Source organism: Candidatus Pantoea deserta (assembly GCF_003813865.1).
GTDB classification, from domain to species: domain Bacteria; phylum Pseudomonadota; class Gammaproteobacteria; order Enterobacterales; family Enterobacteriaceae; genus Pantoea; species Pantoea deserta.
On sequence record NZ_RMVG01000008.1, the window covers coordinates 91,317 to 106,531 of the forward strand.

At 58.3% G+C, this 15,215-nt stretch carries 14 protein-coding genes; 8 read left to right on the forward strand and 6 right to left on the reverse strand.

Going from position 1 to position 15,215, the window contains the following annotated elements:
* Positions 1–14: 14 nt before the first annotated feature.
* Entirely contained in the window at positions 15–881 is an 867-nt protein-coding gene (yieE, locus tag BBB56_RS12160) for a DNA-binding transcriptional regulator YeiE (protein WP_123801217.1), read from the reverse strand.
* A 9-nt stretch (positions 882–890) separates the two neighbouring features.
* Complete coding sequence (locus BBB56_RS12165; protein ID WP_123801292.1) at positions 891–1,271, reverse strand: YkvA family protein; 381 nt, start codon at positions 1,269–1,271, stop codon at positions 891–893.
* Positions 1,272–1,371: 100 nt separating this feature from the next.
* Here BBB56_RS12165 and BBB56_RS12170 point away from each other — a divergent pair, with 100 nt between their 5' ends.
* Together BBB56_RS12170 and nfo are read left to right on the forward strand one after the other, a co-directional pair.
* Entirely contained in the window at positions 1,372–2,424 is a 1,053-nt protein-coding gene (locus BBB56_RS12170; protein WP_123801218.1) for a YeiH family putative sulfate export transporter, read from the forward strand.
* Between the two features lie 54 nt (positions 2,425–2,478).
* Positions 2,479–3,324: a deoxyribonuclease IV gene (gene nfo / locus BBB56_RS12175; RefSeq protein ID WP_123801219.1), complete on the forward strand. Its 846-nt coding sequence runs from the start codon at positions 2,479–2,481 to the stop codon at positions 3,322–3,324.
* A 260-nt stretch (positions 3,325–3,584) separates the two neighbouring features.
* On the opposite strand, the gene fruA is transcribed toward nfo, so the two are convergent.
* From fruA to BBB56_RS12195, 4 genes are all read right to left on the reverse strand, one after another.
* On the reverse strand, positions 3,585–5,276 hold the full coding sequence (gene fruA / locus BBB56_RS12180; RefSeq protein ID WP_123801220.1) for a PTS fructose transporter subunit IIBC: 1,692 nt from the start codon (positions 5,274–5,276) through the stop codon (positions 3,585–3,587).
* 16 nt (positions 5,277–5,292) lie between these two features.
* Positions 5,293–6,231: a 1-phosphofructokinase gene (gene fruK, locus BBB56_RS12185; protein ID WP_123801221.1), complete on the reverse strand. Its 939-nt coding sequence runs from the start codon at positions 6,229–6,231 to the stop codon at positions 5,293–5,295.
* Positions 6,228–7,358 carry a fused PTS fructose transporter subunit IIA/HPr protein gene (gene fruB, locus BBB56_RS12190; protein WP_123801222.1) on the reverse strand — a complete coding sequence of 377 codons (1,131 nt, stop codon included), beginning with the start codon at positions 7,356–7,358 and terminating at the stop codon, positions 6,228–6,230. The genes fruK and fruB overlap by 4 nt, the downstream gene beginning before the upstream one ends.
* A gap of 275 nt (positions 7,359–7,633) precedes the next feature.
* Complete coding sequence (locus BBB56_RS12195; protein WP_123801223.1) at positions 7,634–7,888, reverse strand: YkgJ family cysteine cluster protein; 255 nt, start codon at positions 7,886–7,888, stop codon at positions 7,634–7,636.
* A 160-nt stretch (positions 7,889–8,048) separates the two neighbouring features.
* Here BBB56_RS12195 and yeiP point away from each other — a divergent pair, with 160 nt between their 5' ends.
* From yeiP to BBB56_RS12225, 6 genes are all read left to right on the forward strand, one after another.
* On the forward strand, positions 8,049–8,621 hold the full coding sequence (yeiP, locus tag BBB56_RS12200; RefSeq protein ID WP_123801224.1) for an elongation factor P-like protein YeiP: 573 nt from the start codon (positions 8,049–8,051) through the stop codon (positions 8,619–8,621).
* 73 nt (positions 8,622–8,694) lie between these two features.
* Positions 8,695–9,672, forward strand: a complete 978-nt coding sequence (locus BBB56_RS12205) for a CobW family GTP-binding protein (protein WP_123801225.1) — start codon at positions 8,695–8,697, stop codon at positions 9,670–9,672.
* Positions 9,673–9,714: 42 nt separating this feature from the next.
* Positions 9,715–10,434, forward strand: a complete 720-nt coding sequence (locus BBB56_RS12210) for a phosphatase PAP2 family protein (protein WP_123801226.1) — start codon at positions 9,715–9,717, stop codon at positions 10,432–10,434.
* A 528-nt stretch (positions 10,435–10,962) separates the two neighbouring features.
* Entirely contained in the window at positions 10,963–11,532 is a 570-nt protein-coding gene (gene mepS / locus BBB56_RS12215; RefSeq protein ID WP_123801227.1) for a bifunctional murein DD-endopeptidase/murein LD-carboxypeptidase, read from the forward strand.
* Positions 11,533–11,760: 228 nt separating this feature from the next.
* Positions 11,761–13,341: a cyclic di-3',5'-guanosine monophosphate phosphodiesterase PdeN gene (gene pdeN, locus BBB56_RS12220; RefSeq protein ID WP_123801228.1), complete on the forward strand. Its 1,581-nt coding sequence runs from the start codon at positions 11,761–11,763 to the stop codon at positions 13,339–13,341.
* A 65-nt stretch (positions 13,342–13,406) separates the two neighbouring features.
* Positions 13,407–15,206 (forward strand): extracellular solute-binding protein, encoded by a 1,800-nt coding sequence (locus tag BBB56_RS12225; RefSeq protein WP_123801229.1) that lies wholly within the window; start codon positions 13,407–13,409, stop codon positions 15,204–15,206.
* Positions 15,207–15,215: the final 9 nt, after the last annotated feature.

The window sequence follows — 15,215 nt, forward strand, 5'->3', positions numbered from 1 at the left end:
AAAACCTTTTGCCGCTACTCGCGGCAGTAGGAAAGAAAGCGGTTGAGCGCTCTGGAAAGGTGCTTTTGCCGGTGATGAATGCGATAGAGAGTACGCGTCAGGCGCGGCAGCGGCAGAGTCAGTTCCACTAAGGTGCCCGCCTCCAGCAGATCGGCGATAACGCGACGCGACAGGCAGCTGATCCCCATATTGTGCCGTACCGCATGTTTGATCGCCTCGGAATTACCCAGCTCCATGCCCAGCTGAAAGCTGGGCAGATGCGACAGCAGCAGATAATCGACAATTTCTCGCGTGCCGGATCCGCGTTCGCGCAGGATCCAGGGCGCATGGCCCAGGCTCTCCAGCGTCACTGGCTGGCGCAAAATCGCGGCGTCCGGCGCGGCGAAGACCACCAGCTCATCCTCCAGCCAGGCTTCGCTCACCAGTTCCGTCATATGACAGGGACCTTCGATCAGGCCGACATCCACGCGAAAATCCGCCACCGCATTGATCACGTCCTGACTGTTGCCTACGCTCAGCTCCAGCGGCAGGTCGGGAAAGTCGCGGCGGTAGGCGGCGATCATGCCCGGCAGCAGATAATTGCCGATGGTGCTGCTGGCATAGATGCGGATTGCGCCATTGTCCTCTTTAAACAGCTGTTCGATTTCGCCTGCCTGTTCCAGCAGGCCAATCGCGCGCGGATAAAGCAGGCGCCCATGTTCATTCAGCGCCAGCCGCTTGCCGACGCGGTCAAACAACTGCACGCCAAGCTGGTTTTCCAGATCCGCCAGCGCCGCGCTCACCGCAGACTGTGAGAGCGCCAGCACCTGAGAGGCCTGGGTGGTCGAGCCGCTTTTCAGCACCTCGGTGAAGACTTCTATTTGCCGTAGCGTGATATGCATAACGCTTCCCTACATGGCATAGCGGTGTATGAGATAAACCAGCACCGCCAGCCAGATCGCCAACACCAGCACCAGGCCAAAGCCGCTGACCACTTTTTTGCCGCGCGCGCGCTGTACTTCGGCGCGCTCGGCGCTGCTGATGCGCACGTCGCGCGGCAGTAGCCGCAGCAGAAGCAGCACGCCGAGCGGAACAATAATCGCATCGTCCAGCAGGCCGATAATGGGGATAAAATCGGGAATAAGATCGATGGGGCTAAGGGCATAGGCGACCAGCCCAAACGCCAGCAGCCTGAACCACCAGGGCGTGCGCGGATCGCGACAGGCGAACCACAGCGTCAGCACATCTTTTTTTATCAGGGCGGCCCAGCGGCGCAAACGGGCAAATAACATCATCCGGCCTTATCGTTTAATCTGGTTAATTATAAATATATTATCAATTTCACTTTTAAGCCAGCGCGACGCATGCTTCTCTCAACATAAGGAGCGCATTATGGCAGAGCTGAGTTTTCCCAGATTTCCCTTGGTTGTTCAACACCGTTTTCCTGGCCTGCTGCTGACCGCCGCGATTGCCGGCGGCGCGGCCTGGCTGGCGCAGCGTCCGGCGTTTAGCGCCCTGGGGCTGGGTGCGCTGACGCTGGCCATTATGCTTGGCATTGTGCTGGGCAACACGCTTTACCCTGCGGTTGCCGCACAGTGCGACGCCGGGGTGCTGCTGGCAAAGCAGAAGCTGCTGCGTCTTGGCATCATACTGTTTGGCTTTCGCATTACGCTACAGCAACTGGCGGATGTGGGCCTGGGCGGCGTGATCATCGACCTCCTCACGCTCAGCAGCACCTTCCTGATAACCTGCCTGCTGGGGATCAAACTGCTGAAACTGGATCGCGACACAGTCTGGCTGATCGGCGCGGGCAGCAGCATCTGCGGCGCGGCGGCAGTGCTGGCGACGGAGCCGGTCGTGAAAGCGGCCCCGTCAAAAGTGGCGGTGGCGGTGGCGACCGTGGTGCTGTTTGGCACGCTGGCGATAGTGATCTATCCCCTGCTCTGGCCGCTGGCGCAGGCTGAGTTTCCGCAGCTTAGCGCCGCGCAGTTTGGCGTCTATACCGGCTCGACCCTGCATGAGGTCGCGCAGGTGGTGGCCGCCGGACATGCCATCGGTCCCGACGCCGAGAACAGCGCAGTGATTGCCAAAATGCTGCGCGTGATGATGCTCGCGCCCTTTTTGCTCTGTCTGAGCGGCTGGCTGCGCCGCGAGACGCGCGCGACGCCGCGTCAGGGGATCGTGTTTCCCTGGTTCGCGCTGGGGTTTACTGGCGTGGCGCTGTTTAACTCACTGCACTTACTGCCTGCGGCCTGGGTCGCCGACATTAACCAGCTGACGAATGTGCTGCTGGCGATGGCGATGGCGGCGCTTGGCCTGACCACCCGTTTCAGCGCGCTGCGCCAGGCGGGCGTCAAACCGCTGCTGCTGGGGCTGATGGTCTTTCTCTGGCTGATCGTCGGCGGCGGCGCAATCAATCTGCTGGCGCAGCATTTCACGCGTTAGACGCATCGGGTATGATGCGGGCTTCTTTAAGTCAGCCTTTTCAGGAGAAGCGGCATGAAATATATCGGCGCGCACGTCAGCGCTGCTGGCGGCGTAGATCAGGCAGTCATTCGTGCCCACGAACTGGAAGCGACGGCATTTGCTCTGTTTACCAAAAACCAGCGGCAGTGGAAGGCCGCACCGCTTTCCACGGCCACGATCGATGCGTTTAAAGCCGCCTGCGAGAAATATAATTTCGGTCCGCAGCAGATCCTGCCGCACGACAGCTATCTGATTAACCTCGGCCATCCGGTAATGGACGCCCTGGAAAAGTCGCGCGAAGCCTTTATTGACGAGATGCAGCGCGCTGAGCAGCTGGGTCTGACGCTGCTTAACTTCCATCCGGGCAGCCATCTGCACCAGATCGAGGAAGAGACCTGTCTGAAGCGCATTGCCGAATCCATCAATATCGCCCATGAGAAAACGTCGCAGATGGTGGCGGTGATTGAGAATACGGCCGGACAGGGCAGCAATCTGGGTTTTCGCTTTGAGCATCTGGCGACCATCATCGAGCATGTGGAAGACAAATCCCGCGTCGGCGTCTGTATTGATACCTGCCATGCTTTTGCGGGCGGCTACGACCTGCGTACCGAAGCGGACTGTGAAGAGACCTTCGCGGCATTCGAACGCATCGTTGGCTTTCAGTATCTGCGCGGTATGCACCTTAACGATGCCAAAAGCGCCTTCGGCAGCCGCGTCGACCGTCATCACAGCCTGGGCGAAGGCAATATCGGTAAGACCGTGTTTAGCTGGCTGATGAAGGATAAACGCTTTGACGGCATCCCGATGATTCTGGAAACCATCAATCCGGACATCTGGAAAGATGAGATTGCCTGGCTGAAGTCAGAGCAGAAGCGGTAAAAACCGCCTGGCCGCGTCTGAATCGCACTGAGGTGCAACACAGGCGGCACAGACCCAGGCTAAGGATGCCGCGACGTCGGAAGCGCGTTGAGTCAGCGCAGCACGCTGGGTCCTGAGGGGCGCGCCTCAGGAATAAGATGCCTGTGCGCAGGCCGGGCGCGCAGGGATGCCCTGAGCGCATGGCCGTCGAACCGCGCCCTTCGCGTAAGCGCCATAAAAAAGGGAGCCAGCCGGCTCCCTTTTTTTATTATCCGCAGAAATCAGGCTTTCGCCAGCTCCTCTTCCGGACGTTTCAGCACGGCATAGCTTAATCCCGCCACCGCAGTACCCGCGATAATCGCCACCAGATAGCCCAGTACCGGGGTAATCGCGCCAGGAATCAGCAGAACAAAGAGTCCGCCGTGCGGCGCCATCAGTTTCGCGCCGATGTACATAGAGATCGCGCCGGTAAGCGCTCCGCCAGCGATACAGCAGGGCAGAACACGCATCGGATCTCGCGCCGCGAACGGAATGGCGCCCTCAGAGATAAAGCACAGGCCCAGAACCAGCGCCGCTTTACCGCCCTCTTGCTGCCCTTTATTAAACTTACGGCGCGCCACCAGCGTCGCAATGCCCATCGCCAGCGGCGGCACCATGCCCGCCGCCATAATCGCCGCCATAGGTCCGTAGGTTTGCGAACTCAGCAGGCCGACGCCGAAGGCATAGGCGACTTTGTTGACCGGACCGCCCATATCAGTACACATCATGCCACCCAGGATCGCGCCCAGCAGCACCGCATTCGCCGTGCCCATATTCGCCAGCCACGCGGTCAGACCAGACATGATGGCCGCTACCGGTTTGCCGACCACGTAGATCATCAGCAGGCCGGTGATCAGGCTGGCGACCAGCGGAATAATCAGAATCGGCTTCAGCGCTTCCATACTCTGCGGCAGTTTGAGTTTGCCGCTAATCAGCTTCGCCGCATAACCGGCAATAAAACCGGCGATGATACCGCCCAGGAAACCGGCGTTAATGCTGGTGGCGATCATGCCGCCAATCAGACCTGGCGTCAGGCCCGGACGATCCGCGATGGAAAAGGCGATAAAGCCCGCCAGCACCGGCACCATCAGCGCGAACGCGCTGCCGCCGCCGATCTGCATCAGCGCCGCCGCCAGGGTTCCCGGCTCTTTAAACGCGGTAATCCCGAAGGCAAACGAGAGCGCGATGCTCAGGCCGCCCGCCACCACCATCGGCAGCATATAGGAAACCCCGGTCAGCAGATGACGATACGCGCCGGCTTTCTCTTTCTTGTCGCCCTGCGACTCGCTGCTCTGCGCGCCCGTGGCTTTGTAAGGTTTGGCTTCAGCCACCGCCTTATCCAGCTCCTGCGCGGTCTTTTTCAGCGCCAGGCCGGTAGAGGTGCGGTACATCGGCTTACCGGCAAACTTCGCCAGGTCCACTTCAATATCCGCCGCCACGATCACCAGATCGGCCGCCGCGACCTCTTCCGGCGTAATGGCGTTGCCTGCGCCGACTGACCCGCGCGTTTCAACCTTCACCCACCAGCCGCGCTTCGTGGCCTCGGCCTGAATCGCCTCGGCCGCCATAAAGGTATGCGCGACGCCCGTTGGGCAGGCCGTGACGGCGACGATGCGTTTTGGACCACCCGACTGCGCGGGGGCGGGCGCGGCGGCGACAGTTGCGGGCTGCCAGGGTCTGGCTTCCGCTTTCGCCTGCGCCAGGAACTGTTCCGGCGCGCGCACCGCCTGTTGTACATCGCCTAGCCAGACATTTTTGCCGGTTAGCGCGCTATCGTTCGGCAGTTCACGACCGGCGACCACCACCAGCTCCGCTTCTGCCGGATTGTCCGTCAGGGTTAAACCAGCCTGCGCGGCCGCAGCGGCCAGGCGCTGTTGCGCCATATAGCCAGAGGCCAGCCCAGTGGAAGGATCTTTTATCAGCAGCGTTTTCATTATCGCTCTCCTGCTGTCAGTTAACGGGTTGTAAGTCGACGCGCGCCATCATCGCGGCCAACTGAGTACGATCGGTGACGCCAACGTTGCTCTGGCTGACGGCCATCGCCGCGACAGCCGTGGCAAGACGCAGCGTATGCTCGCTGGATTCGCGCATCAGCAGGCCGTAAATCAGGCCGCCGACCATCGAATCGCCCGCGCCGACGGTGCTGACCACGTCACACACCGGCGGTCTGGCGAGCCATTCGCCTGAAGCGTTCACCCACAGCGCGCCTTCTGCGCCCAGGGAGATCACCACATGAGCGATGCCCTGTTCGCGCAGTTCATGCGCGGCGCCGATCACATCCTGAAGGGTCGGCAGTTTGCGCCCAGCCCAGATTTCCAGTTCGCGGCGGTTTGGCTTCACCAGCCAGGGCGCGGCCTTCAGGCCCGCCACCAGCGCTTCGCGGCTGCTGTCGAAAATGATGCATGGACAGTGCGTACGCAGTTCGCTCATCCAGCGGGTAAAGGCTTCCGGCTGCACGCCTGACGGCAGGCTGCCGCTAACGCACACCATGTCGAACTGGCCCAGCCAGGTCAGGGAGTCGCTGGTAAAGCGGTCCCAGTCCTGCTGCGTGACATCAAAGCCCGAAAAATTGAGATCGGTGACGTCGTTGTTCTGCTCGGTAAGTTTAACGTTGATGCGCGTACGGCCCGGCACCACCTGAAAACGGTTGGCGATACCCAGCTCGCTAAACAGCTGCTGAAAGCCGTCCTGATTCTCTTTGCCGAGAAAGCCGCCTACCGTGACGTCAATACCAAGATCTTTCAGCACCTTCGCGACGTTAATGCCTTTACCGGCGGCGTGCAGGCCAGTGGTTTTAACGAGGTTGACTTCGCCGCGCTCGATCTCTGGCGTAAAGCCCACGAGATCGTAGGCCGGGTTCAGCGTAATAGTTGCGACGCGTCTGCTCATGCTACCCCCTCGCCAAGCCCGGAATTGATCGCTTCTTCAATCGCGTTCAGCGCCTGCTGCGCATCTTCGCCGCTGGCGGTAAAGCGCAGGCGATGGCCTTTCTTCACGCCCAGCGCCACCACTTTCATCAGGCTGCGGCCGTTTGCCGGTTTGCCGCTGCCGTCAAGATTCGTCACGGTAATATCGCTGTTAAACTGTTTGATAATGCTTACCAGCGCCGTGCCCGGACGCGCATGCAGCCCGTGCTCGTTACGAATGGTGAACTCGGCGCTCAGCACGTCGGCCTGCTCGTCTACTTCGCTGGTCAGCAGCGCATAAACGCCCGCCGCATCCGCCTTCAGCAGGCGATCGGCTTTGTTGTTCAGCAGCAGCGCGCTCAGATAGCTCAGCACTTCCAGCGGACGGTCGTCGGTGGCGGAAACCGTCACCAGCAGCGCGACTTTTTCGCCATCCTGCTCGCCGGGCGCGGCGGCGCGGCTGACCGCCACGGCGCTGCGCAGATTGCCGTTGCGGCTGTCGCTCAGCCAGATGCCCTGCCCCAGGCTAAGCGGCGTCGAGGCCATGACGTCGGCCACAAAGCTGGCGTCCACGGCGCCTGCCGCCTGAAGGCGGCCCGCATTCAGCGCCTGAAGGGTAATCAGGTCGCTGGCGGCGACGTCCAGGGTAATCAGGGAGGTATCAAAGCTAAATTCAGCCGCCTGCTTTTCGCCCATCAGCAGCGCGCGCAAATCTTCCGCCGACGCGGTTTTTAGCTGTTCCGCGACGCTGTCGTCACTCAGCACATGCGTCAGCTGGCGCAACAGGGCCAGGTGCTCGTCTGATTTAGCGGCGATGCCAATGGCGACGTAAGCGATTTGATCTTCGCCCCAGGCGACGCCCTGCGGAAACTGGAATACCTGCACGCCGGTTTTCTGTACCAGGTCGCGCGTATCGGTGGTGCCGTGTGGAATGGCAATGCCATTGCCCAGAAAGGTGGAGGTTTGCTGCTCACGCGCCAGCATGCCGTTGACGTAGCCTTCTGCGACGTTGCCTGCCGCAGTCAGCGCCGCCGCGACCTGACGGATTGCCTCTTCTTTATTTTGTGCGCTGGCTCCGGTATGGATGGCCTGCAATTCGAGCTGGAACATATTTCTCCTCGCTTACTGAAATTGAATCGTTTCAGCCAGGTGGCCGTTAAAAGCGCTGCGGTTGGGCGCAAGGCGCGGTGCTACAACGCTGAAACGTTTCAAGAAGTCTGGTACAGCGCATAAGGCCATGCAAGAAAATGCGTAAAATGCGTAGCAGATTTTTGACGTTACGCACATTTCAAATGGCGTAGTCTTATCCGATCGGGAAAAAGCTGAAAATTATGCTGTAACGGACGCGACGGCAGCGGAGAAAAACGTCAGCAGGTTCAGCCATATCAGGGAGCGGTATCCGCCTCCAGCTGCAACAGATAAATCATCGCCTCGCGTCGCGTGTCGCCGCACATGTCGCGCGACGGCTGTAAACCGGCGCAAACCGCGGGCCGCAGCGGCGATCCAAACAGCTGGCAGCGCTGGTCAGCATCCAGCTGAACGCAGGGCGTATTGGCGGGTTTGCCGTTGGGCATGCCGGGAATGGGAGAGGAGATCGAGGGCGCGGTACAGCAGGCACCGCACTGACTACGGCATTGCATGATGCGCTCCAGCGAGAAAGAAGCCGCGACAATAGCAGTCCGCGTGTGGGAAAGCCACGCCTGCGTGAAGAGACGCATTTTTTCCAGCCGCATATTGCCTGTTTAATCCGGCGCGAGTAACGTGGCGCGCATTAGCATTTTCCTTTAAGTGAGAGTTGCAATGCCAAGAGCAAATGAGATTAAAAAAGGGATGGCGGTTAACTGGAATGGCAAGCTGCTGCTGGTCAAAGACATCGACATCCAGAGTCCCAGCGCGCGCGGAGCCGTTACCCTGTACAAGATGCGCTTTACTGACATTCGCACCGGGCTGAAGGTTGAAGAGCGCTTTAAGGGCGACGATATTCTGGATGTTATTCAGCTCAGCCGCCGCAGCGTGACCTTCTCCTATATTGACGGCGATGAGTATGTCTTTATGGATGATGAAGACTACACGCCCTACACCTTTAAGCAGGATCAGATCGAAGAAGAACTGCTGTTTATCCCAGAAGGCGGGATTCCGGGCATTCAGGTGCTGACCATGGACGGCCAGGTGCTGGCACTGGAGCTGCCGCAAACGGTAGATATGGAAATTGTCGACACCGCGCCAGGCATTAAAGGCGCCTCCGCCAGCGCGCGCACCAAACCCGCAGGCATGAGTACCGGACTCAGCATTCAGGTGCCTGAATACCTCAGCAACGGCGATCGTATCCGCATTCATATCGCTGAGCGCCGCTACATGGGCCGCGCCGACTAACCGACGCAATATGTGTTATAACATATCATTTGAGGCCGCTCTCGCGGCCTTTGTTATTTCATGAGGCACTAAAATGACGCGCGTAAATCTGATCACCGGCTTTCTCGGCAGCGGTAAAACCACGCTGCTGCGGCACCTGCTGGCAGGTAAACCAGAGCAGGAAAACTGGGCGATTCTGGTTAATGAGTTTGGTGAAATCGGTATTGACGGCGCGCTGCTGCGTCAACAGGGCGCCGTGCTGAAAGAGATTCCCGGCGGCTGCATGTGCTGCGTTAACGGCCTGCCGATGCAGGTCGGGCTGAATATGTTGCTGAAGCAAAGCCGCCCCGATCGTCTGCTGATCGAACCTACCGGTCTCGGTCATCCGCGCCAGCTGCTGGACATGCTGAGCGCGCCGGTCTATCACGCCTCGCTGCAACTCAACGCCACGCTGACGCTGCTGGATGCGCGTCAGCTTGCCGACCCGCGCGTAACAGCCAATGAAAATTTTCGCGATCAGCTGGCGGCGGCCGATGTGATTATCGCCAATAAACGCGACCGCTGGGACGACGGCGACCGCCAGCGCCTGCAACAGTGGCAGGATGCGACGCTGCATGGCCGCCTCCTGATCGCCACGCAGTTCGGCGCCATCGACCCGGCTTTGCTCGATCTGCCGCGCACAAATACACAAGCGCTGCCGCAGCCTGCCCATCATCATAGCCACCGCCGCGAGGAGAACCCCCTTGCGGCGCTGCGGCTGGAGGGCCAGACACGCTGGCGACGCGCGGTAAACCAGGGTCAGGGCTATGTGGCCTGCGGCTGGGTCTTTGACGGCGACACGCTTTTCGATAGCGAAGCGCTGCTGGCCTGGGCGCGCCTTGCATCGGTTGAGCGTATTAAAGGCGTGCTGCGTACGCCGGCGGGTTCGATTCGCCTTAATGGTCAGAACGGCGAGGTGCATGTTGAAGCTCTGGCCGCCGTTCCGCCTGACAGTCGTATCGAGCTGATCCATTCCCAGCCGGTTGACTGGAATCGCTTACAGTCTCAGCTGTTGAAGATTCGTTTAAACTAACCAGGTTAGTTTCTGCCGTTATTTTTTATTTGAGTGAATACGATGCGCGCAACTCGTCTTGTCACAATTCTGCTGCTCAACGCGCTTGGCGTTGTTCTGTTTCTCTCCTGGTATCTGCCGCCCGATCACGGATTCTGGGCGGGGATCGATAAAGGCATCTTTTTTAGCTTTAACGATCGAATGGTCGCCCATCCCGGCTTTGCTCTGCTGGTGGCGATTACCAATTTCCGCGGTTTCGATCTGGTCTCGCTGCTGGCGATGGGCGCGCTTTATCTCTTTTACTGGCGCGGCGAAACGCCCGCTGGCCGCCGCCGCATGCTGGCGATCGGCATCACCATGCTGCTCAGCGCGGTGATCCTTAACCAGCTCGGCCATCTGCTGCCGGTTCAGCATAAAAGCCCCACGCTGTTCTTCGATAATGTGCATCGCGTCAGCGAGCTGACCGGTATTCCGGCCAAAGACGCCTCAAGCAACAGCTTCCCAGGCGACCACGGCATGATGCTGATGATCTTCGCCTGCTTTATGTGGCGCTATTTCGGCTTCCGCGCCTTTGTTACCGGGGCAGCCATTGTGGTGATTTTCGCCCTGCCGCGCGTGATGGCGGGCGCGCACTGGTTTACCGATATTGCCGTAGGCTCGCTTTCCGTGCTGCTGGTAGGGCTGAGCTGGGTGTTGCTTACCCCGCTGAGCGACGCAGTAGCTGACTTTTTCTATCGCAAACTGCCGGGCAAACATAAACCTGTCACTCAGGGCCAGCCCTGAGTTCCCTGCCTCATTGTTAAGCGCGGATAAAAGAATGGCACTATTCTGATGACTCCGCGCTTAACTAAATCCCGCCATGATTATTAGTAAGCTAATCAAATTGCTTTATTAAGAAAATAATATGACGTTTTCCGCTAATAACTGCCCCTCTCTTTCCGCTGTCCAGCGTCAAAGTTCCTAAAAACAGTTCTAACAGCAGAATTGGCCTTATTTGAGGCCTTTATTTTAGGGATAATTTCCTAAAATTGTAGATAAAGTAACCAGCATGTTACGGATTGATTTCTCATCAAAAAAAGCTATCAGAAATTACATAAAACCGCTCGCCACGGCGTCTGTAATCGGTTAACCTCCTTACCGTTGAGGCTTTGGCAGCAGAAAATGCGGTTCTTTTCTATACAAAAACGTGTTCATTAACACATTTTAGTAATTAAGGAATTGTCTTAGGGCGCAGCACTTATTAATCTCAATCCGTTTTGTCATCTGGCTGGCGACATTCTGTCGTAAGGACATCGAAGGAATATACGTATAATGGTCAAATCTCAACCAATACTGAGATATATCTGGCGGATGGTGCCCGCACTCGCGCTGGCCACTCTCCTCTCAGCATGTAGTAGTACCGATCATCACGCAAAAAACGAGAATCATGAAGTTAACAACCAGAATGGTTTTTTACTTCAGGCGTCTCAGGATGAATTTGAAGAAATGGTGCGGAGCGTGGATGTTAAGTCCCGCATCATGGAGCAATATGCCAGCTGGAAAGGCGTGCGCTACCGCCTCGGCGGCGATACCAAACGCGGCATTGACTGTTCCGCCTTTGTTCAGCGCACATTCCGCGATCAGTTTGGTCTTGAGCTGCCGCGCTCGACCTCTGAACAGCAGGATACCGGCCGCGAGATCTCACGCAATAAATTGCGTCCAGGCGATCTGGTGCTGTTTCGCGCAGGTTCAACCGGTCGTCACGTCGGGATTTATCTCGGCAATGACAATTTTGTCCATGCGTCCACCAGCAGCGGCGTAATGATTTCCAGCCTGAACGATAGCTACTGGAAAAAGCGTTACCGCGAGGGACGTCGGGTATTAAGCCGTAATCCCAGCTAGCCACTGACTTTCGATCGTCTCTCAGCCAGAGAGAAAAATGAAACGCTGCCTCGGCAGCGTTTTTTTTCGTCCGGATACCGAACATCTGCGTGTTAATAACGTAAAAGCAGTTGATTATCAGAAGAATAACGAGACATTTCCTGCGGTCTCGTTATATTCTCATGACCTTCGCCAGAGAGCAGTCGTGCACAGTCAATAATAAAAGATAAGACAAGGGGAAAGCACCTCATGCCACTGTCCAGGGCGCTGATGCGCCAGGCCACCTATCCGCGCCGTATCGCCTGGAGCAGCGTGATTTTTGGTAGCCTGTTCTTTATTTTGTTTACCCTGATCCTGCTGACGTTCACCTGGCATAAGCGGCAGCATCAGCATCAACAGTTGCTGAATGACAGCCGCGCCGCATTACAGCACTCGCTGGATGCGCTTATTTCAAATACGCTTAATCCTCTGCTCTCTTTTACCCGTTTCGACTGCCATACCATTAGCCAGGAGCTGACCTCCCGCGCGGCCTTTGCCGAAAATCTGCGTGCCATATTACTGGTGCGCGAAGGCTACGCCTTTTGCTCTTCCGCCACCGGGGCATTTTATCTGCCGCTTAACGCTATTTCCGAGCACACCGATCTCAGCCGGGATCAGGACCTGCGTCTGCTGAGCGGCACGCCGTTGCAGCCTGATAAACCGGCGTTTGCGCTGTGGCTGCGCAACCCGCACAGCGCCCAGTCCGGCGTACTGGCGACCATTAATCTTAATCTGGCGCCCTACCAGCTACTGGCCTCTTACCATCCTGAGATTTCCGGCATGGCGCTGGTGGCGCAAAACACGGCGCTCACCAGCTGGCAGCCCGGCCTGGCCGCCAATAGCGAACTGCCGCCGCAGCCGCTGATGAAACAAACGCTGGAGGGGTATCCGCTGCAATTTGTTCTTTACGGCGATACGCTGTCGATGCGCGATATTCATTTAATCGTGCTGACTGGCATTCTGCTGTCGCTGCTGGTAGGCGGAGGCTGCTGGCTGCTGCTGTCGCTGAATCGGCGCCCCGGTAAAGAGATCCTGCTCGGCATCAAGCGCGGCGAGTTCTACGTGGAATACCAGCCGCTGATCAGCACCCTGAGCGGGCGCGCCTACGGCGTGGAAGCGCTGCTGCGCTGGAAACACCCCAGCGAAGGCCTGATCCCGCCGGATATGTTTATCAGCTACGCGGAATCGCTGAACCTGATTATTCCGCTGACCCGCCATCTGTTCGAACTGGTGGCGCGCGATGCGCACCGCCTCAATCCTTATCTTCCCGTCGGCACCCATATGAGTCTCAACCTGTCGCCGCTGCATCTGGCCGCCGAAAGTTTTCGCCAGGATGTCCTGCGCTGGATCGCCGCGATGCCGGATAATCATTTTAACTATGTTTTTGAAGTCACTGAACGCACCATGGTGCGGGATAAAAACGCCGGCGAAATCTTTGCCTGGCTGCATGAAAATAATATTCAGATCGCCATCGATGACTTTGGCACCGGCCACAGTGCGCTTATTTATCTGGAAAAGTACCCTTTTGATTATCTGAAAATCGATCGCGGCTTTGTGCAGAGCATCGGAACGCAGACCCTGAACTCGCCGGTGCTGGACGCCGTTCTGCATCTGGCTAACAAGCTGGAGCTGAAAACCGTGGCGGAAGGGGTGGAAACCGGCGAACAGGCGGCGTGGCTGGTAAAACACGGCGTCAGTCATATGCAGGGCTATCTGTTCAGCCGTCCGCTCCAGCCAGACAGACTGATTGACTATTACCGCTGCCGCAGTCTGGCAACCATGGCGGGATAACTGGCCGCGCGGCGGCAAATACTGCTACGCTGGCCTGCGAATTACCACAGGAGACCGCGAATCTTATGCTGTTTCGCCTGATCGTTCTGCTGCTGCTCAGCGCGCCGCTGCACGCTGAGACCGTGCATGAAAGTCGCGCCTTCGCGACGCTGGGAGAGCCGAAATACGCGGCTGGCTTTAGCCACTTCGACTACGCCGATCCCGCCGCGCCCAAAGGCGGCAGGCTTACCCTGGCGGTAGTGGGCACCTGGGACAATTTTAACCGCTTCGCCTCGCGCGGTAATCCCGGCGCAGGTACCGAAACCCTTTATGACCGACTCTTTACCTCCTCAGACGACGAGCCTGGCAGTTATTATCCGCTGATTGCCGAGTCGGCGCGCTACAGCGATGATTTTCGCTGGATGGAGATCCGCCTTAACCCGCACGCGCGGTTTCATGACGGCACGCCGATCACGGCGCAGGATGTCGCCTTTACCTTCGATAAATTTATGCGCGAAGGCGTGCCGCAGTTTCGCGTCTTTTATCGCGGCGTGACCTTTACGGCGCTCAATGCTGCGACGGTGCGTATCCAGCTGCCAAAACCCGACAGAGACATCATGCTGGGACTGCTGACGCTGCCCGTGCTGCCGCACACCTTCTGGCAAAGCAGAAAATTCAACGAGCCGCTAAGCACCCCGCCGCTCTCCAGCGGTCCCTATCGCATCAGCCGCTACAAGCCGGGGCAGTATATTGAGTACAGCCGGGTGAAAAATTACTGGGCGGCGGATCTTCCGGTCAATCGAGGCCGATTTAACGTCGATATTCTGCGCTACGACTATTACCTGGATGATAACGTCGCCTTCGAAGCCTTTAAGGCCGGAGCGTTCGACCTGCGTGAGGAAAGCTCGGCGAAAAAATGGGAGACTCAGTATCGCGGCCGCAATTTCGACAATCAGCAGATCGTCAAAGAGACGACGCCCAATACGGTCTCGACCAATACCACCTGGCTGGCGCTCAATAATGAAAAGCCGCTGTTTCAGGATCGCCGCGTGCGCCAGGCGCTGACGCTGGCGTTTGATTTCGAGTGGATGAATAAGGCGCTGTTCTATGGCGCCTATAAGCGGGTAACCAGTTATTTTCAGAATACCGAATACGCGGCGCAGGGTCTGCCGGACGCGGCGCAGCAGGCGCTGCTGACGCCGGTTAAGGACCAGCTGCCGCCCGCGCTATTCAGCCAGGCCTGGGCGCCGCCGCACACCGACGGCAGCGGTTATGATCGCAACAATCTGTTAGCGGCGCTCAGTCTGTTGCAGCAGGCCGGCTGGCAGGTAAAGAACCGCCAGCTGATTAATAGCAAAACCGGCCAGCCGATGCGCATTGAGCTGCTGCTGCGCAGCGGAGCCAGCAACGACTGGGCGCTGCCTTATCAGCACAGTCTGTCGCGGCTCGGCATTAGCCTGACGCTGCGCGTAGTGGACGCCTCTCAGTATCTGCGCCGAATGCGCGAGGGCGACTACGATATGATTGCCCGCCTTTACCCGGCGATGCCGATCCCCAGTTCAGATCTGCAAGTCAGCTGGCAGTCTGACTACATCAACTCATCCTGGAACAGCGCCCGCCTCAAGGATCCGCTGGTCGATCGCTTTGTAAAAGAGATCGTGGCGCATCAGGGCGATAAGGCCGCTCTGTTGCCGCTGGGCCAGGCGCTGGACCGCATTCTGCTGTGGAATGCGTATATGATCCCGATGTGGTACAACGCCGAAGACCGCATCGCCTGGTGGAATAAATTTTCCCACCCTGCGGTGAAGCCCGCTTATGCCAGCGGGCTGGAAAACTGGTGGTATGACGTGAACAAAGCCGCGCGTTTGCCGGCAGAACGACGTTAAGGAGCCGGA